Here is an 18,970-nt window from a genome sequence, read left to right on the forward strand (position 1 = left end):
TTTTTTGCGCCCCGCCGCTGTAAACCCCGCCCTCGCCCCCGCGGGGGGGGGGGGGGGGGGGCCCCCCCCCCCCCCCCCCACGGCCCCCTTTTGCGCTTTCAGATCTCCGCTCCGGTCCCGGCCTCCTACCTCCGGAGTGGCTCCTGTCCGTTCTCGAATCTAGGGAATCACGTGTCTCCATCCCCTTTCCGCTCACGCTTGCCAGGGGCTGTCGTAAGCCGCTGGCTAGGTCGTGGCGTGCTCGTTGTCTCCCTTTCTCTCCTCCCACAAGTCGTGGTCCCCTCGGGATACGACTTCACCGCACAGGCCCAGGCAGCCCGCAAGAAACTCGAAGACCCACCAGAGGCGAAGACCGACAAGGTGGGCGTGCTCAAGTCCAGCTCGTCGAAGGCGCCGAAGGACAAGGCTGCCCCCGCCTCCCGTGAGACACGCGAGCGACTGAAGAAGGCTGCCTGGCCCGAAGCCGGGAAGGCCACCGCCGAAGTCCTGGCCAAGGGCGGTTCCTCGGTCGCCGTCGGCGGGCTCGACGTCAAGCTGGCCCAGGAGCCCTCCGCCCCGGCCAGTAAATCGGCCAGGACCAAGACGGCGGCGAAGGCCACCGGACCGGCAGAGAAAGTGACGCTCAGCGTCCACACCCAGGCGATCGCGAAGAAGGCGGGCGTCAACGGCGTCCTGCTCACCGTCGATCCGGCCAATGCCGCATCCGCGAAGTCCGCCGGTGACACCGACAAGCTCCGCGTAACCCTGGACTATTCCTCCTTCAAGGACGTCTACGGCGGCAACTTCGGCCCTCGTCTGCACCTGGTGACGCTCCCGGCGTGTGCGCTGACCACGCCGGAGAAGAAGTTCTGCCGCACCCAGGCCCCGGTGGCGGGCGCGGACAACGACGTCACGTCCCAGACCCTGACGGGCACCATTGCCGCCCGCAGCCTGGCGGCCGGCACCCCGATGCTGCTGGCCGCGGCGGCCGACAGCTCGGGCAGTGGCGGCGGCAGCGACTACAGCGCCACTTCGCTGTCCCCGACCGCGACCTGGGAAGCCGGCGGCAGCACAGGTGACTTCACCTGGAACTATCCCCTGCGGGTCCCCCCGGCGACGGCCGGCCCGGCCCCGAACCTGTCGATCTCCTACAACTCCGCCTCGGTGGACGGCCGTACGGCTGGTGAGAACAACCAGACCTCCGTGATCGGAGAAGGCTTCTCGATCACCGAGTCCTACATCGAGCGCAAGTACGGCTCGTGCAAGGACGACGGCCAAGCCGGCAAGGGCGACCTGTGCTGGAAGTACGCCAACGCCACCCTGGTCCTCAACGGCAAGGCCGTCGAACTGGTCAACACCTGCGCCGACAAGACGGCCTGTGACACCGCTGCCCTGTCCGAGGCGACCGGCGACTCGTGGAAACTGAAGAACGAGGACGGCACCCGTGTCGAACACCTGACCGGCGCCACCGGCAACGGCGACAACAACACCGAGTACTGGAAGGTCACCGACGCCTCCGGTAACCAGTACTTCTTCGGCAAGCACCGCCTGCCCGACTGGAGCGACAAGGGCACCACCTCCACCACCGACGACGACCCGGTCACCAACTCCGTGTGGACCGTGCCTGTCTTCGGCGACGACTCGGGCGAGCCCTGCTATAAGTCCACCGGTTTCGCCGACTCCTCCTGCAACCAGGCCTGGCGCTGGAACCTCGACTACGTCGTCGACACCCACGACAACGCCTCGGCCTACTGGTACACCCCGGAGACGAACCATTACTCCAAGAACGCCGACACCAGCGTCAACGGCACCGCCTACACCCGCGGCGGCTACCTCGACCGCATCGACTACGGCCTGCGCAGCGACTTGCTCTACACCAAGCCCGCCGCCCAGGAGGTCAACTTCACCTACGCCGAACGCTGCGTCACCTCCGGCGGCTGCACCAGCCTCACCAAGGACACCAAGGCGAACTGGCCCGACGTGCCCTTCGACATGATCTGCGCAGCCGTCACCAAGTGCACCACCCAGATCGGCCCCGCCTTCTTCACCCGCAAACGGCTCACCGACATCACCACCTCGGTGTGGACAGGCGCCGGCACCACCCGACGCGACGTCGACACCTGGCACCTGGACCAGAGCTTCCCCGACACCGGTGACGCCTCCTCGGCGAGCCTGTGGCTGAAGTCCATCCAGAACACCGGCAAGGCCAACACCACGACGGCCGCCATGCCGCCGGTCGTCTTCGGCGGCATCCAGCTCTCCAACCACGTCGAAGGCAGCGGACCGGACACCCTGCGCTACATCAAGTGGCGGGTGCGCACCATCAAGTCCGAGACCGGCTCTACCCTCACCGTCAACTACTCCGACCCCGACTGCATCTGGGGCTCGAGCATGCCGGCGGACATCGACAAGAACACCCGCCGCTGCTTCCCGGTCAAGTGGTCCCAGTCCGGAGCGACCCCGGTCACCGACTGGTTCCACAAGTACGTCGTCACCTCCGTCTTCCAGGACGACCCCTACGGCCACGGCGACACCGGCGAGACCTACTACGACTACCAGAACGGTGCCGGCTGGGCCTACGCCGACGACGAGGGCCTGACCAAGGCATCCAACCGTACCTGGTCACAGTGGCGCGGCTACGGCAAGGTCGTGCAGACCTCCGGCGACTCCGAGGGCCCGCGCTCGAAGAAGTCCACGCTCTACATGCGCGGCCTGAACGGTGAGAAGGAGCTCGACGGCACCGCCCGCGTGGAGAAGGTCACCGACTCCACCGGCACTGCCATCGACGACTCGCGCCAGTATGCCGGCTTCGTGCGCGAGACCATTGTCTACAACGGTGCCGAAGAACTCAGCGGCACCATCAACACCCCCTGGTCCTACAAGACGGCCAGCCACGCCTACAGCTGGGGCACCACCGACGCCTGGATCGTCCAGGCCGGCGAGACCACCACACGCACCAAGACCTCCACCGGCACCCGCACGGTCAAACAGAAAACCACGTACGACACCACGTACGGCATGCCGCTCACCGTGGAGGACACCGGGGACACCAGCAAGAGCGGCGACGAGACCTGTACGCGCAAGACCTACGCCCGTAATACCTCTGACTGGATGGTCTCCCTCGCCTCCCGTGTTGAGACGTACGGAGTTTCCTGCGCGAGTACCCCGTCGATCCCCGACGACGTGATCTCCGATGTCACCACTTCCTACGACCAGCAGGCTGTCGGCGTTCCGCCAACGGAGGGCGACGTCACTTCCTCCTACCGGGTGGCAAGCTTCAGCGGGCCTGACGGTAAGCCCGTCTACCAGCGAGTCTCGAGCTCCACCTACGACAAGTTGGGCCGCCCGCTCACCGCGACCAACGCCCTCAACCAGACGGTCAAGACCACCTACGTCCCCGACGACACCGGCTACGGCCCGCTAACGTCCAAGACCACCACCGACCCCAAGCTCTACACCTCCACCACCGTGGTGGACCCGGCCTGGGGCACCGCCACCAAGACCACCGACGCCAACAGCAACGTCACCGAGTGGGCCTTCGACGCCCTCGGCCGCCTGGTCTCCGTCTGGAAGCCCAACCGCTCCCGCACCCTCGGCGACGCCGCCAGCATCGCCTACGCCTACAGCATCAACAACGACAAAGAGACCTGGGTTCGCACCGACGCCCTCAAGAACGACGGCAAGACCTACAACAGCGCCTACGAGATCTTCGACGGCCTGCTGCGCTCCCGCCAGAAGCAGGCCCCCGCACCCAGTGGCGGACGGGTGATCTCCGAGACCCTTTACGACGACCGCGGCCTGGCGTACATATCCAACAGCCAGGTCCACGACAGCAATGCGCCCTCGGGCATCCTCGCCAACACCTACCCTGGCTCCGTCCCCGCCTCCACCGAGACGGTCTTCGACGCCGCTGGCCGTGCTACCGCATCCATTTTCCGGGTCTACGACCAGGAGAAGTGGCGCACCAAGACCGACGCGCAGGGCGACCGGACCGCCATCACCGCCGCCGCAGGCGGCACCGGCACGCTGACGCTCGTCGACGCCCGAGGTCGGATCACCGAACGCCGCGAGTACGCCGGTCCTGACCCGACCGGCAGCGACTACACCCATACCCTCTACGAGTACACAGCCGGCGGTCAGATCAAGAAGATGACCGGCCCGGACGGGGCAGTGTGGACGTACGGATACGATGTGCGCGGCAGACAAGAGTACGCCGCGGACCCCGACAAGGGGAGAATCGACACCGTTTACAACGACGTCGATCAGCCGCTCACGGCCACCACCACCCTCAACGGGGTCTCGCGCACCCTGATCACCGATTACGACGAGATGGGCCGCAAGATCGGCACTTGGGACGGGGTGAAGGACAACGCCCACCAGCTGACCAAGTTCACGTACGACACCTTGGCCAAGGGACAGCCCACGGCCGCGATCCGCTATGTCGGCGGTACCACCGGTAAGATCTACTCCCAGGTCGTCACCGGGTATGACTCCCTCGGCCGGGCCAAGGGCTCCAAGACCGTCATCGCTGCCACCGATCCCCTGGTCGTCGCGGGTGCACCGCAGACGTTCACTACCTCCACGGTCTACAACAGGGACGGCACGGTCCAGTCGACCTCGATGCCCGCAGTGGCCGGCCTGCCCGCCGAGACCGTCGCCAACAGCTACAACGACCTCGGCATGCTCACCAGCTCCGAAGGCATGACCGACTACGTCCAGAACATCGGTTACTCACCGTACGGTGAAATCGAGGAGACCCGTCTCGGCACCTACACCGGCGCCAAGCAGCTCCAGATCCTCAACCGCTACGAGGACGGCACCCGTCGGCTCGCCAACACCCACACCGTCGACCAGACCAACATCGGCTACACCAGCGATGTCGACTACGTCTATGACGTCTCCGGCAACGTAAAGTCGATCACAGACAAGGCAGCTGGCAAGGACACCCAGTGCTTCGCCTACGACGGCTACCGCCGTCTGACCGAAGCCTGGACCCCGTCCTCCAACGACTGTGCCACCGCCCGCTCGGCGAGCGCCCTCGGAGGGCCGGCGCCGTACTGGACCAGCTGGACCTACAAGCCCGGCGGCCTGCGCGATACCCAGACCGAGCACAGCGCCACCGACACGACGACCGTCTACGGCTACCCCGGCGTCAACGCCTCCGGAGCCGGACAACCCCACACTTTGACCTCCATCACCGTGGGCGGCGGTACTGCCAAGTCATACGCCTACGACGAGCAGGGCAACACCATCAAGCGCTATAGCCCTACCGGGACCGCGCAGAGCCTTGTCTGGGACATTGACGGAGAACTCACCCGCCTCACTGAGGGCACCAAGAACACCGACTATATCTACGATGCCAATGGCGACCTGCTGATCCGTCGCGGCCCCGTTGAGACCGTTCTCTACGTGGCCGGTCAGGAACTCCACTACGACTCAGCCGCCAAGGAGTTCAGCGCTCTGCGCTACTACTCGGCCGGCGATGCCACCGCCGTCCGCACCGAGACCAGCCTGTCCTGGATGGTCGACGACCACCACGGCACCGCCTCGATGACAGTGGATGCCACCACCCAGGTGCTCAGCCGCCGTTACACCAAGCCCTTCGGTGAGTCCCGCGGTACGTCATCATCGGTTTGGCCCGATGACAAGGGTTTCCTCGGCAAACCCGCCGACGCCGACACCGGACTCACCCACGTCGGGGCCCGCGAGTACGACCCAGTCACCGGACGCTTCCTCTCGGTCGACCCCGTTCTCGCCCCCGAAGACCATGAGTCCCTCAACGGCTTCGTCTATGCCAACAACACCCCCATCACCAAGTCCGACCCGACCGGTCTGCGACCGATCACGGCTTGTGAGTACGGGTGCAGCGACGGCAACGGCGGCTCCTACACGGACCACCTTTCTCCCAACAGCAAGGGCGGATGGACCTACCACTCCTCGCAGACTTACACGACGCCTGTGCATTTCGGCGCAACCAGCGGAGTCTTCACCGTTACCGTCAAATACGATGGAGGGAAGGTTTCCCGCACAGCCACCTTCAAGAAGGGTCCCGAGCCAAAGCCAAACCTTAAAGAAGGAAAGGACGTCTTCTCGGAGATGGAGAGTTATATGTTCGATGAATTGACGAACAATGCTCGCTCCTCTGAGGTGAAGACGATGCAAGGGCTTCTGCGCCCTTGGGCTTGGTATGATGGACTTGCAGGCAGGAATCAGGGAAGTGATACAACCGCCGCCCTGACTATCTGGTTCGGTAAGGTTTGCCCCAAGGTGTGCGAATGGGATCACAAGCCTAAACTCGATAAGAAGTTCAACCTCAGTGAAGAGGGCTACCGCATCGATGTTCCGGGAACCGACTACAGCGTCCTCTATGACATGTGGTCGAACATTCATTACGGCTATGTGGGCCGGGCGGCAGGCCTGGATTCCAAGACACTTATTGAAGGCGCCTCAGTCGCTGACCCCATCCTCGTTGGCAAGGACGACCTGGGGGATCATTTGACGATGCAGGCCGGTGTCGACCTCTTTGAGAAGCACGGACTTGAGTTGACCAGGCAACAGTTCCATTCCGCAGTGATCGATACTGTCGAGGAGATGTACTCAAAGGGGGCTGATCAGGTGAAGAAGAAGTAACGGAAGCCCGTCCGTGGGGCCCGACTGGCTGGAATTAGTCGGGCCCTTCTGGCGTGCATTGACGAATGTGCGGTGCCGGTTTGTGACTGGGGCACGTACCCTATTATTTCTTACTCTATTGACGGATGGGGGAGACGAATGAGTTCTCGAGAAGTGCGCGGATGCCTTGGTTCGGTGGTTGCGCTAGTGGTTTCTATACTGACGGCCACGCTCCTGGGGAGGGCGTGGAGTGCCTGTGATACTGGGGTGAACGGTTCGGCCAATGGTGGGTTTCTCTCCTTGATCTTTATCCCCGTTCTCTGGATCGCCCTTTTGCTTATATGGTTCGGGACGGGGGCCTTCCTGGGGGGGCGCCCTTTGGTCCGCTATGTTGTCTGCGGGGTGCTTATTCTGGCTGCTTCCTGGTGTGCCATCTCGATTTTCTGGGAAAGCGACAGCTACTACTGTCCTAGCGGTGTACCGCCATGGTGGCCGGATTTCATCCCGGCTCCTCGTTTCTAACCTCAACCTTTCGTGAGGGTCCGCCGACGGAGTTGGCGGACCCTTCTAACCTCGAAGTTTCGTGACGGTCCGCCGACGGAGTCGGTGGACCGTTTTGGTGCCGTGGGCTGAGGTTGTGCATGCCCAGGACCCGAGTGTCATCTCGGGGTGGCGCCGGGTTCCACTGCTCCGGGTGTTGAGCTGCTGTCGTAGGGACGGGAATCCATTGGTCAGCCGGGGTTCGGCAGGAGTGCGAGCCGTTCGAGAGCTGTGGTGATGTGGCTGGCTTGTCCAGGGCCAGTGCCGGGCCAGGCGGAGGATCCGCCGACGGCCGGTGGTCACGAGTTGCCCGGCCGTGGTGAAAAGGCGGAGCCGCAGTCGGCGGGGCTCCCAGCACCTGGCCTTGCCCGTCAGTGCGAGCATCGGCATCCAGGCCAGCAGGTCCAGTGCGATCTGCACGATCTCCAGCCAGATCCGGTTCTGGGCGGTGCGGTGCAGAGGGAGATTCCGCAGGCCGGTGGCCCGGGCGGTCCGGATGCGGTCCTCGGCCCGGGCCCGCAGCCGGTGACGGAGCTCGAGCTCGGCGATCGGCCGAGCGGAGGTGTTGGTCGCGAAACAGGTCAGCCGCATGCCGTCCGCGTCCGTGAGCCTCAACTGAGCCCCAGGGTGTGGCCGTTCCTTCCTGACGATCAGCCGCATGCCCTTCGGCCAGCCGTCCAGGACATCGCCGGTGAGTTCGGCGACCCAGGCGCCGTCACGGATCTCGCCCTCGGCCTCGACGGCGGGCGTCCAGGCGGATTCCGGAACCTTCAGCACGTGCTGGTGGATGGTGTCCGTGATCATCATTCCGACCGAGTAGGACAGCCACCGTCCTCGCTGAGCGAGCCAGGCGACGAAGTCGTGGGTGCCGCCCGCGGAGTCGGTGCGTATCAGGGTCTGACGTCCGCGCCGGTACTTCTTCGGCATTTGGGCCAGGGCCAGTTGGGTGGCGGTGATGTGGTTGGCGGCCGTGTTCGAGCCTGCGTTCCCCGGCCTGAGCAGGGCCGCCACGGGCTCACCGGTGCCGCCCGGTCCGTGGTCGACGAACCCCATCAGCGGGTGGTGACCGTAGGTTCTCTTCCACGTCGGTGCGGCGTCCTCCTTGTCCGAGTGCGCGATCACCAGCACCCCGTCGAGGTCGACGGTCACCGTCCTTCCTGCATCGGGCGCTTTCCCGTCGGCCAACTGCCAGGCCCGCTCGCGCGTTTCGGCCCGCGCAGCACGGATCGCCCGCAGAGCTTTCTCCCCGGAGGCGGCAAGGGTGTCGACCAGGCGGGAGACCGTCGGGTCGGAGGCGACCGGCCCGAACACAGCCGGCCCGGCCCGCAACATGCCGACATCGGCCAGGCAGTCCCCGCCCAACGCGACCGCCAGCGCGACGTCCAGCAGGACCTTCCCGGGATCATGGACAGCCCGCGGCTTCCGCCACGGCGCCAATGCCACGGATATTGCGCGGTCGAGGCCGGTCCTGCGGACCGTCTCCACCAGCAAGACCGAACCGGCCTGCGAGACCACCTGGCGACCGTCCCCCTGGACACGGACACGCGGGTATGACGCGATAGGCTCACTCACCTGGAAAGTGCTCTTTCCCTCGCAACCTACAGGACCCTCAGCAAGTCCTATCGTTGCAGGTCAAGAGCACTTTCTGCGTTTCTGATCAGCCTACGGACAGGCCACCTCGTGAAAGCGCGAGGCTAACGCTCGGAGGGGGTTGTTGGTGGTTCAGGTGTTTGTTGGTCTGGGGTGTTGTGGGTCTATTGAGGGGTGGGGTGGGTGGTTGGGTTGCGGTGGGCGGGGTGTTTGAACTGGGTTTTTGTGTTGTGTGTGGGTGTGGCTCGGGTGGGTTGTAGGTGGTCGTAGCGTGTAAAGGCTTGGTTGGTGTTTTGGCTGGTCAGTGCTGTTTTGTCTGTTTGGTGGGTGGTGTTAGCGGCTCCGGGTGGGGCGTCTGTGTTGTTCGGCGAGGTGGTCGAGGCGGACGACCTCGAGCGATTGCTTGGTGATGCGTTCGGTCCCGTCGCTGATGGCGGCTTGGCGGATGAGTCGTGTGAGGGATCCGATGCGGCCGGCGGTGCGCTGGTGGAGGTAGGGGGGTAGCGGGGGAGGGTGCCGTTTTTGTGGTGGGTGAGGTCGAGGTTGTTTTCGATGTCGGTGATGACGTCGCGGAATGGCTGGCGGGTGCCGTGGCGGGCGGGGAGAGGGCCGCCGTTGATGAGGGTGGCGCGTCCGGCGAGCTGGGCGCCGCGGGTGCCGCTGAACAGGGGTGTGTCGGTGACGTTGATGCCGGCGTAGACGAACGTGGCGGGCAGGCGTTTCGGTGAGGTCTTTGATCAGGTCGGCGGTTTGGGCGCCGGTGGTGGTGCGGGGGTTGAGGCGGTGGATCTCGTCGATGAGGACGAGTTGGATGCCGGCGGCGGTGTAGGTGTGGCAGACGGTGTCGGTGATCTGGGTCTGGGTCATGCGGGTGGTGGTGGGGATGCCGAGGTAGCGGGCGAATTCGGTGATGAGGGTTTTCGCGGTGGCGCCGGGCGGGACGAGGACGTACGCGACGGGCACGGCGGCGTGTGCTGATCCGGGTGGTGTGGGGTTTTTGCGGGTGTGGGCGAGGTGGCAGGCGCGGCCGACGTTCAGCAGGGCGGTGGTTTAGGTTGGCGGCGTCCTGGATGCCGACGTTCATGCCGACGCCGCCGGCGGGGCCCGGCTGCGGCGGGTCCGGTGACGATCAGGGAGGGCTGTGCGGTGGCCTGTTGCTGGCGGCCGAGGATCATCAGGGTGCGGACTTGGGTGCGAGTTGGCTGATGGCGGGGGTGGTGCGGATGGCGACGAACGCGGAGTGGTAGGCGAGGCGTTCGTCGCGGCTGCGGGGCGGGGTGCCGGGCTGGGGCGGGGTGGGCGGGTCGGTGGTGGCGAAGCGATGCCAGCCCTGCCAGGTGGTCAGGGGCCAGGACGGCTCGGCCGTGCCGCCGTGTTCCTTGTCGGCGGCTTCGGTCGGTGTGGTGCTGTGGCTTTGCCGGGATGGGCGCGGGGTTACCACTTGTCGGCTTCCTCGTGTGCGTCGTAGAGCCCGAATCCGGTGGCCGGGGTGGGGTGGGTGTCGTCGTCGGGCAGGTCGTCGAGGTCGTCGATGCTGTCGTTGTCTTCGGCTTGGTGGTGCGCCGGGCTGGCTGTGCTTGCACCGCTGTTGTGGTCCGGGTGGCGGGCTGTGGGAACCGGCAGCGTGGTGGCGCGGGCGAGGAGGGCTTGTTCGGTTGTGGTGGCGTGGCCGCTGTGGACGCGGCGCATGAGCTGGTCGAGGGCGTCGGCCAGGCCGGCTTCATGCTGCTGGCTGTCGTCGTGGTTGTTGTGGTGGGCGTGGGTGCGGATGTGCTGCCAGGTGTGGTCGTTGAACGGCTGGTGGACGTGGTCGCGGTGGATCCAGGGGATTTCGGTGAGTTGGCCGTCGGTGAGGCGGATCCAGATCTGGCGGACGTCGTGGGGGTTGTGGTGGATTTCCCATTTCCCGCCGCGCGCCGTGATGGGGGAGGGCTGGCCGCGGTAGGGGGCGAGGAGATCGTGGTCGTAGGTGCGGTGGTGGATGCGGATGCCGGCGGGGGTGATGGCCTGCCAGCGCACGGGCAGCAGTTCGAGGTAGTCGTGGCCGGTGAGCGGGACGGGCACGTGTCCGGCGACGGCGATGAGCGCGGCCCACATCTGGTTGGGGGTGAGGGCTTTTTTCGGCATCATCGGGTGGCGCAGGCCTTCGTGGGGGCGGTGGTGGTAGTGGACCAGCCATTCGTCGAGGAGGTCCTGGAGCTGGGGGACGCTGTAGCAGGCGTCTTGTGCGGTGTCGGGGCCGCGGCGGGTGACGTCGGAGCCGGTGTAGCCGGGCAGGTGCTGGCAGAACAGGGCGTTGATGGTGCCGAAGGTCCGCTCGACGATGCCTTTGGCGGTAGGGGCGTGGGGCGGGGCGGGCTGGACGCTGATGCCGAGGTGTTCGCAGGCGGCGGTGAACGCGGCGGAGACGAAGACTCGTCCCCGTCTACATCCCGCCCGGCGCCGAACCCGACAACATCCTCGCCACTCCCTACGAACCCGTCTGGGCGATCGCCTGCGCGCTGGCCAGCCACGACCACCGCATCCTCGAACGCCTCCCCGACAAGGCCAACCGCCTCCCCAGGGAGACCAGCGACGTCATCGAACGCCGCTGGCACTTCGACTTCACCGTCCACCCCGAACGCATCGCCCGCGCGATGGACCTGGCCTCCCACCTCGCCACCGGCGCCGACCAGGCCACGCTCACCAAGGACACCCTCCTGGCCGGGGTGAAGATCGGCTCCTGGCTGCACCGCCAACTCTCCACCTGGCCCACTCTTCATCCCGGCCAGCAACAGCTGATGACCTCCCTCAGCCTGAACCCGGACAGCAACCCGCTCACCCCGTCCCGCCGCGCCCGCCGCACCTTCGCCCAGACCGCCCAGCTCCTGGAACTCTTCCTGCACCGCGAAGGACGCGCCCCCGCCGCCCGCGAGGCAATCCGCGTCGACGGCGACACCGTCAAGATCGGCGCCTGGCTGGCCAAGGCCCGCACCAAGCACCGCGCCGGCCAACTGCCCGATGCCGATGTACGGCTGGTCGCCGCGCTCTTCGACGGGGACTGGACGACCGAGGACGCTGTCCCGGCCGCCGTCGTGTAGCGCTCTCAAGGACTTCGGAGCGGGGGCGGCCGGGCGGAGCCGGGACAGGATGCGCGCGGTGCGGGCTCGCGGAGCAGAAGACGCCCCGCAGCGAAGGGCACTGCCAGCCGCAGTGCATCCGCCACTCGAGCAGGCGCACTGCTCCCAAGCCTGGGACTTTCTCCTGCGTGCACTGCGCCCAGGAGACCGTCACCGGCCTTGATGCACCGCTTCAGCCGGTCGGTCTCACCACGCAGTCGGGCAGTTGCTCAACGCCCGCTGTCGCACCGGACATCGCCTGCGGCTACCGAGGAAGCTCGTTCCTCAACAGCGCGGCGGTCATTGCCAGCAGCGTCTCCGCCTCGGCCCGGTCGTAGTGAAAGTCCTTGGTGACCTCGTCGTTGTGCAGGGCACCGCGCGTCTGGCTGTACAAGGCGTCCTGGATCCGCCACCACCGCTCCGTCTGGCTGCACTGGGCCGGTTTCCTTCCCGGGCTGCTCCAGGGCACGTTCTGCCGGATCCACTCCAGCACCAGCCTGATCTCCAGGATCGAACCCTTGACCTCCCTCGTGGTCAGCAGCCGCTGCGCCTCCCGCAGATGCCGGCCCACCTCGGCCCGCTGCGGATCACCGAGCGGCGCCACGGTCCGCATCCGCACCGGTCTCGGCCGCGACACCCGTACGCACCCCGGCAGAGAGGCGGCAACCTGGGTTGGCTGATTATCCCGGCGACTTGTTACGGACCGTCTGATTCGAATGCCTTGTCACGATAAGGCAACTCATCTACCGCTCGACGGCTGCGTATTTCAAGATCCATACATGAGACGTACCCTCACCTCCGCCACCGCTGCCGTCCTCCTCTTCGGGCTTACTGCCTGCGGCAACGACAAACCGCAGCACAACACGACGGGTGACGCCAGCGCCTCCTCCTCCGCAACGAGCAGCGCCAGCGAGTCAGTCACAGCCCGGGAGGCGTTCACGGGCATCTCCGCGAGCGTCAGCTCCGCCAAACTCTCCGGCGCCGTCACTGCGGAGAACGACCCCAATAAGCTCCTCGGCCGACCCCACCAGTACACATCCAAGATCACATTCGACGACACCCGTCTCCCAGCGGCCGACGTGAGCGCAACGGACAAGGGAGCCGTCGAGCGAGGCGGCGCGATCGAGGTGTTCGCTGACGCAGCGGATGCCAAGGCACGCGCGGAGTACATCCAGACCGTGACGAAGTCGATGCCGATGCTCGCCGAGTACGACTACGTGCACGGCCCCGTGCTCGTACGGGTCTCCCACTACCTGACGCCCACACAGGCCGCGGAATACAAGGCGGCCGTAGAAGCACTGAACTGAGGCCGTCCGCTTCGCACGTACCGCTGCTGGCCTCGCCGTCCGCCCGGCCTCCCACACGCCGACGAACCAGCTGCCCCGCGCCGCACCCGGCACGCGGCAGCACCTGCCGCGGACGCCGCCCTGGTCCCATCAGGCGCAGCCGTCCGCCGGTTCCGGGATCGCTGCGCCCGGTGGACCGGCCGCTGGCGGACGAGCCGCTGCTGGGGCTGGAGGCCCGCAAGCGCAGGATCGGCTCCACCGGGCCCGGGACACGTTCCTGGCGTCGATGCTTAGGATCGTCTCGGCGGGGGCCAGGCTCCGGGCGGTGCTGGACGGAGGAGATGCGTGCCCGCGTCCGCGCGGAGCGGACCCGGTGGACGAAGCAGCTCGACGAGGCGACCAAGTGGATGGTCGGCAACGTTGAGACCTACGCGCCGACCTGGCCCGCGGCGGTCCTGCGCGAGATGATCGGGACGTACGTGGCGCATGCCCGCGCGGTGGCGATCTCCGAGCGCGGCGACAACCGGAAGGCCGAGCTGCTGACCGAGCTCACCGACCCGGTGTGGGCGGTCCTCGGCTCCCGGGGCTGGCAGCGCGGCCCCAGGCGTTCAGCGTCTGGAGGCCACCATCGCGACGATGGCGGCCGAGACTGACCGGCAGCTTACTGCCGCCGCCCCGGCGTCCTGACAGCACCAGCGCATGGTCGCCGCCTTGATCGACGGCGACTGGCCCGATGAAGGCACCACCGCGCGGTCCTCACGCAGACGCCGCCCGGGAAGGGGCTCACGCCCCTTTTCCCGGACTATGCCGTCAGCCGGATTCCTGCCATGTGGTGCTGAACAGGGCGTATTCGAGCAGGTCGGGTGATGCGTCGGACGGCCAACTGCCGTTGGCGGCCAGTTGACGGGCGGCGGCGTGCATGAAGGAGAGGTAGACCGCGTAGCGGTGTGGTGACCAGCCCCTGTTCCACACCCAGCTGGCGATCGAGCCGTCGGGGTCGTGGCCGCTCTCCCGGCCGACGGTTTCGGCCAGGGACCGCAGACGCCGGGTCAGAACCCGGTCGAGGACGAGCGGCTGGGGGCCGGTTGCCGACGGAACCGTCCTGCCGACGAAGTACAGGAACTTGGTGTCGGCCCAGTGCCCGCACTGCGGCATCGGGCAGCACAGATGCGGCAAACGGGCGGTGGCGCCGACGTTTTCCTCGCCACGTCCGAGGAACGGGACCGGGTGCGCGATCGGCATGCCGACTGGCTTTCCCGTCATCCCTCGGATCTCCGCCCCGCTCAGAATCGTCTCCACTGCAAGTACCGGGTTGAGAGGCTCCACGAGCTCTTTGGTGGCGACGGCTACGAGACGCGCGGGCGCATCACCATCCAGCAAGGCGCTCACATATTCGATGGCCTCCGCAGGCGAGAACATTGGCAGCCTCTGGCGCAGTGTCCGTACAGCATGCATGCGTCCGCGCGCAGCGGCGACTTCGCACAGCGCATCGTGTTAGATCGTCTACTGCGGTGCGCACCGGCAGCCCACGTATCCGGGCTCGATAGTCGGCCTCCCACTCCCCGGTTACCGCGGAGATGGCGCCGACCCGGTGCAGTCCACCGTCGACACGGTCGACCAGGTAAGGCCCGTTACCGGCCAGCATGAACTCCGGGTTCCGGGTGCGCACGAACTCCTCGGAGGTCCAGGAGACGATCCACACCAGCTCGTGCTCCTCGACGTCGACCATAGCCATCCGCATCGCGTCCACACCCGCAGCCCGCCACTGCTGATAGTCGCGCTCCAGTTGGTCCTCGACAGCCTGAACGGCGGCCTCTCGCTCGATCACGCGTGCCAGCTTCCCGTACCGACGCCTCTTTCGACCAGCGAATTTGCGTTACGGACGGGAGTTCCACGGAGAGCGCCCCTACAAGCTCGAACCCCTCGCCCGGGTCGGCGGCATGACCCCCTCCGGCCACCGCACCGCCTACACCAGCAGTGAGATCCAGACCGTCGCCGGCCGGATCGGCCGCACACCCGACAGTCGCCGCGCCCGCCCCCCGGCCCCGCCGGAGCCCTCATGAGCAGTCGTCCCGGACCTCCTCTGCCGGCCTGCGGCTGTCTGCCCGTCTGGCCACCCTGACCACCGTCATCGAGGGCACCGTCCACCCGGTCGTGCCCGCGCCCGCCCACACCCCCGCCTCCGCCCTCTACCTTGCCCGCTGCACCGGATGCGGCGCCGCGTACACCGGCCCCTGGAAGCGGCTCAGCGCCTCCTCCCGCGCCGCCTGAGGACGCCGCTCCGCAGGGCTGCGCGACGGGCCGCCCGCTGCGCGCTGTCGCAGCCGAGACCGACCGGCGGCTTGCTGCCGCCGTCCCGGCGTCCTGACAGCACCAGCGCCTGGTGGACGCTTTGTTCACGGCGCTCTTCGCTCCCACCAGGGGGCGGGAGAGGGAGCCTGTCCCACCAGCGGTGAGGTGGTCGTCGACCGGGGCCGTCCGGGCGCGGTTGCTCAGAGCGTGAGCACGGGTCGTGTGGAGAAGTTTTCGTACATGTCATCTCCGTCCGGTCCGTACACGAACTCGGCCGTCCCGGGGTTGCGGTTGGCGGTCGCCAGGGGGAGCCAGGCCAGGAGATGGCCGTAGCCGCCGCACACCGACTCGCCCCCGTCGCCGCCGTGGACGGCGGTGACGTCGCTGGTCAGCTCGGTGCGGTAGGTGTCGTAGGCGATGTGCAGGCCGAAGGCGTTCAGCTCGTTGTGCGGGCCGGTGTCGTCGCCGTAGGGGATGCGGTCGAGGGGACAGGCGTCGCCCCACCGGAACAGGGTGTCCGACCCGGCTGCGCAGGCGTGTTCCCATTCGTCGGAGCTCGGCATCCGCAGACCACGGGCAAGGAGGGCGGCAGGCATGTCGGCCGGGGGTTCGGTCAGGTTCTCGTCCTCCACGGCCATGAGGAGGGTGTCCAGGTGGACGCTGCGGCGAGCGCTGAGGATTCGCTCGAGGTGGGTCCGCAGATCGGGCCCGTAACCGTGGCCCTGCTCCATGCTCTGCGCGTAGTCGGCGGCCTGCTGCGCGATCGGCTTCCAGGTGGCGGCGTCGAAGCCCAGGGACAGTCGGCCTCCGGGTATCAGGGCGAACTCCTGCCCGTCCCGCTCGACCCGGACGCGGTGCAGCGGGGCACCGAGGTGTTCCGTGGTCTCGACGAGTGACACCCGGCCGCCCACGTGGTCAGCGGCATTCTGGGCGATCCGCCGGGCGGTGACCTCGTCGAAGGTCCGCCACAGGTCGAGAGTGAGATCAGCGAGCGACATGGCCGGCAGTGTGACACGCGCCACTGACACAGCACCGATGTTCGCCAGCCGACACCTGCCAGCGCCGTGCCCGAGGAAGCGGCCGAGCCGGTCTGGACCGGCATCGGCCGGCGGATTGCTCGCGACGGCGGCTGATGACCGCGCCAGCTCGAAGCTGAGCGCGATGTTCTCTGCGGGCTCGAGGAACGCGTCTGCGAGCGCCGGGCCCGGACGTGGTAGGCGCGGCGCGGGCCGGACTCACCCAGGCCGAGAAGGACCGCGCTGCCGTCCGGCAGCGCGGTCGGCCGACGCGGCGGGCGGCGCCGCCTACTGACCTTTTCGGGTTGCCTTCGGGTCGTGACGTTGGGTGATCCCTGCGGTATGCCGGTGTTATGCGGTACGCGGATGGTGGGGGCCTGACGGCTGAGCGGCGGGCTGCGCGTGAAGGGATCCGGCTGGAGGCCGGGCAGAGGTTCGCCCGGGGTGACAGAACTTCGGACATCGCCAAGGACCTGCGGGTGAGTGAGCGTTCGGTGGAACAGTGGCGCCGCAACTGGCGTGAGGGTGGCACGGAGGGTCTGAGGTCGAAGGGACCCGCGAAGCTGCCGAAGCTGTCCGATGAACAGTTCGCCCTGCTGGAAGTGGAGCTGGGCAAAGGGCCGGCCGTGCATGGCTGGGAGGACCAGCGGTGGACCCTGGAACGCGTCCGAACGCTGATCGGCCGCCAGTTCCAGGTCAGTTGCTCGATCGCGGGAGTGTGGCGGCTGTTGCACCGTCATGGCTGGTCCTGGCAGAGCCCGGCCCGTCGCGCGCTGGAGCGTGACGAGCATGCGGTCGGGCTCTGGAAGAAGGACGTGTGGCCGCAGGTGGAAGCACCGCGGCGGCGCTCGGGGCTTTCATCGTCTTCGAGGATGAGGCCGGGTTCGCGATGACGCCGCCGCACGCCCGCACCTGGGGCCGGCGCGGGCAGACTCCCGTGGTCCGGGTGCGGGGACGCTCCCGGCGCCGGATTTCGATCGCCGCGCTGTGCTGCTACCGGCCCGGCGAGAGGTCCCGGCTGATCTACCGGCCCCGCTTCCACCCGCTCCTCAAAGGAGCACGCAAGAGTTTTTCCTGGCAGGACTACCGCGACCTCCTGGTCCGTGCGCACCTGCAGCTCGGCGCCCCGATTGTTGTCGTCTGGGACAACCTGAACACCCATCGTGCCGTCGGGATGAGGAAGTACGCGGCCGACCACGAATGGCTCACCATCGTCCAGCTGCCCTCCTACAGTCCGGACTTGAATCCCGTGGAGGGCATCTGGTCTCTCCTGCGGCGCGGGCCGATGGCCAACACCGCATTCACCGACCCCGACCACCTCGAGCGCACACTCCGCCGAGGCCTCGCCCGCATCCAGCGCCATCCCGAACTCATCGACGGCTGCCTCACCGAAACCGGACTGACCCTCACTCCAGACCACCCGAAGGCAATCCGAAAAGGTCAGTAACAAGCATGAGGCGTCCTCCTCCATCGTGGCAGGCGGTGCCTGCCAGTCCGGTCGCCTCCTGGACCGGCAGCGCGTCCATGTCGGCGCGCAGCAGGACCACGAGCCCGTCCCCGTTGCGGTACCCCGGCGACTTCGGTGCCGCCGATGCCCTCGGCGGTGTCGCACCCCGCCTTCCCCAGCCGTTCGGCGAACTGCGCGGCCGTGCGGTTCGCCTGGCCGGAGAGATCGGTGTGGCGGTGCAGGTCCCGGTAAAGGTCCTCCAGGTCGGGGACCGGGAGGACGGCGGTGAGGTCCAGCGCGGTACGGGCCGCGGTGGAGGTCATGGAGGGCAATCTATGCCGGGGCCCGCTGTGGAACCTTTTCCGGGGCGGGGCCGTTTCCGGGGTGAGATCGATCAGACGAGTACCGAGGTGACGGCAAATGGCACTGTTCGACCGGCTCAAGGACCAGGCCAAGAGCTTGCAGCAGCAGGCGCAGGGCGGGCGCGGCACGACCGGGGGGCATGGTTCGCAGAGCGGTTCGCGGACGGGCTCGCACGGTGGATCCCGCGCCCAGCTGGTCGGCTTGCTAAAGAACCAGCTCGGCTCGATCAAGACCGAGCTGAAGAGCGGTGCGTACCGGGACGCGAGCATGGCGATGTGCGCGCTGGTCGCGGCGGCTGACGGCCATGTGGACGCGTCTGAGATGCAGCAGATGGAGTCGATGATCCTCAGCAACGAGGTGCTGCAGAACTTCCCGCCGGAGCAGCTGCGTCAGCGCTTCCACAAGCACGTGGAACAGCTCACCCGTAACTTCCCGCAGGGGAAGGCCGAGGTGATGCAGGACATCGCCAAGGCCGCCAAGAAGCCGACCGAGGCTCGCGCGGTGATCCAGACCGGCATCGTCATCGCCGGCGCCGACGGGCACTTCTCACAGGCGGAGCAGATGGTCCTCCAGGAGGCCTGCGTGGCACTGGGGCTGAACCCCGCGGAGTTCCAGCTCTGACAGCTCGACAGCTCTGACAGGGAAGCGGCCGCCGACGCAGGGGGAGTGCGTCGACTGCCGCTGTCCGAGTCGTTGTCGAAGTACGGCTGGCACTTGGCCTGGAACGTGCTGTCTTTGTACGGCAAGGGG

The 18,970-nt window shown here is 67.2% G+C and carries 13 protein-coding genes and 3 pseudogenes; 8 read left to right on the forward strand and 8 right to left on the reverse strand.

Going from position 1 to position 18,970, the window contains the following annotated elements; all coding sequences use genetic code 11:
* Window positions 1-273: 273 nt before the first annotated feature.
* Window positions 274-6,609 carry an RHS repeat-associated core domain-containing protein gene (locus ACFWBD_RS33810; RefSeq protein WP_385675370.1) on the forward strand — a complete coding sequence of 2,112 codons (6,336 nt, stop codon included), beginning with the start codon at window positions 274-276 and terminating at the stop codon, window positions 6,607-6,609.
* A 710-nt stretch (window positions 6,610-7,319) separates the two neighbouring features.
* Here ACFWBD_RS33810 and ACFWBD_RS33815 read toward each other — a convergent pair.
* From ACFWBD_RS33815 to ACFWBD_RS33825, 3 genes and pseudogenes are all read right to left on the reverse strand, one after another.
* Window positions 7,320-8,700, reverse strand: a pseudogene (locus ACFWBD_RS33815) (IS1380 family transposase).
* 351 nt (window positions 8,701-9,051) lie between these two features.
* Window positions 9,052-10,063 (reverse strand): annotated as a pseudogene (locus ACFWBD_RS33820) (TniB family NTP-binding protein).
* Between the two features lie 89 nt (window positions 10,064-10,152).
* A complete protein-coding gene (locus ACFWBD_RS33825) occupies window positions 10,153-10,848 on the reverse strand; it encodes a Mu transposase C-terminal domain-containing protein (RefSeq protein ID WP_385675373.1) in 696 nt (231 codons plus the stop codon).
* A 506-nt stretch (window positions 10,849-11,354) separates the two neighbouring features.
* Between ACFWBD_RS33825 and ACFWBD_RS33830 the strand changes: the two genes are divergently transcribed.
* Window positions 11,355-11,798: a hypothetical protein gene (locus ACFWBD_RS33830; protein WP_385675376.1), complete on the forward strand. Its 444-nt coding sequence runs from the start codon at window positions 11,355-11,357 to the stop codon at window positions 11,796-11,798.
* A 283-nt stretch (window positions 11,799-12,081) separates the two neighbouring features.
* Here the strand turns inward: ACFWBD_RS33830 and ACFWBD_RS33835 are convergent, their stop codons facing one another.
* Entirely contained in the window at window positions 12,082-12,453 is a 372-nt protein-coding gene (locus tag ACFWBD_RS33835; RefSeq protein WP_385675379.1) for a hypothetical protein, read from the reverse strand.
* A 142-nt stretch (window positions 12,454-12,595) separates the two neighbouring features.
* Between ACFWBD_RS33835 and ACFWBD_RS33840 the strand changes: the two genes are divergently transcribed.
* Both ACFWBD_RS33840 and ACFWBD_RS33845 read left to right on the forward strand, forming a co-directional pair.
* A complete protein-coding gene (locus tag ACFWBD_RS33840; protein WP_385675382.1) occupies window positions 12,596-13,123 on the forward strand; it encodes a hypothetical protein in 528 nt (175 codons plus the stop codon).
* Window positions 13,124-13,443: 320 nt separating this feature from the next.
* A complete protein-coding gene (locus ACFWBD_RS33845; RefSeq protein ID WP_385675385.1) occupies window positions 13,444-13,755 on the forward strand; it encodes a hypothetical protein in 312 nt (103 codons plus the stop codon).
* Window positions 13,756-13,912: 157 nt separating this feature from the next.
* On the opposite strand, the gene ACFWBD_RS33850 is transcribed toward ACFWBD_RS33845, so the two are convergent.
* A complete protein-coding gene (locus ACFWBD_RS33850) occupies window positions 13,913-14,491 on the reverse strand; it encodes a hypothetical protein (RefSeq protein WP_385675387.1) in 579 nt (192 codons plus the stop codon).
* Window positions 14,469-14,930, reverse strand: a complete 462-nt coding sequence (locus ACFWBD_RS33855) for a YrhB domain-containing protein (protein WP_385675390.1) — start codon at window positions 14,928-14,930, stop codon at window positions 14,469-14,471. The genes ACFWBD_RS33850 and ACFWBD_RS33855 overlap by 23 nt, the downstream gene beginning before the upstream one ends.
* Before the next feature lie 43 nt (window positions 14,931-14,973).
* Between ACFWBD_RS33855 and ACFWBD_RS33860 the strand changes: the two genes are divergently transcribed.
* Window positions 14,974-15,165: a hypothetical protein gene (locus ACFWBD_RS33860; protein ID WP_385675393.1), complete on the forward strand. Its 192-nt coding sequence runs from the start codon at window positions 14,974-14,976 to the stop codon at window positions 15,163-15,165.
* A gap of 429 nt (window positions 15,166-15,594) precedes the next feature.
* On the opposite strand, the gene ACFWBD_RS33865 is transcribed toward ACFWBD_RS33860, so the two are convergent.
* Entirely contained in the window at window positions 15,595-16,392 is a 798-nt protein-coding gene (locus ACFWBD_RS33865; protein WP_385675396.1) for a hypothetical protein, read from the reverse strand.
* A 371-nt stretch (window positions 16,393-16,763) separates the two neighbouring features.
* On the opposite strand from ACFWBD_RS33865, the gene ACFWBD_RS33870 reads away from it, so the two are divergent.
* Window positions 16,764-17,303 carry a winged helix-turn-helix domain-containing protein gene (locus ACFWBD_RS33870; protein ID WP_385675399.1) on the forward strand — a complete coding sequence of 180 codons (540 nt, stop codon included), beginning with the start codon at window positions 16,764-16,766 and terminating at the stop codon, window positions 17,301-17,303.
* The gene (locus tag ACFWBD_RS33875) at window positions 17,300-17,857 is read left to right on the forward strand and encodes a transposase (protein WP_385675434.1); all 558 of its coding nucleotides are present in this window, start codon (window positions 17,300-17,302) and stop codon (window positions 17,855-17,857) included. The genes ACFWBD_RS33870 and ACFWBD_RS33875 overlap by 4 nt, the downstream gene beginning before the upstream one ends.
* Window positions 17,858-17,900: 43 nt before the next feature.
* Here the strand turns inward: ACFWBD_RS33875 and ACFWBD_RS33880 are convergent.
* A pseudogene (locus ACFWBD_RS33880) lies at window positions 17,901-18,180 on the reverse strand (amidohydrolase); the annotation flags it as partial.
* A gap of 97 nt (window positions 18,181-18,277) precedes the next feature.
* Between ACFWBD_RS33880 and ACFWBD_RS33885 the strand changes: the two are divergent.
* Complete coding sequence (locus ACFWBD_RS33885; protein WP_057604975.1) at window positions 18,278-18,841, forward strand: tellurite resistance TerB family protein; 564 nt, start codon at window positions 18,278-18,280, stop codon at window positions 18,839-18,841.
* The last annotated feature ends 129 nt before the right edge of the window (window positions 18,842-18,970 follow it).

The organism is Streptomyces sp. NPDC060002 (assembly GCF_042737245.1).
Taxonomy (GTDB): domain Bacteria; phylum Actinomycetota; class Actinomycetes; order Streptomycetales; family Streptomycetaceae; genus Streptomyces.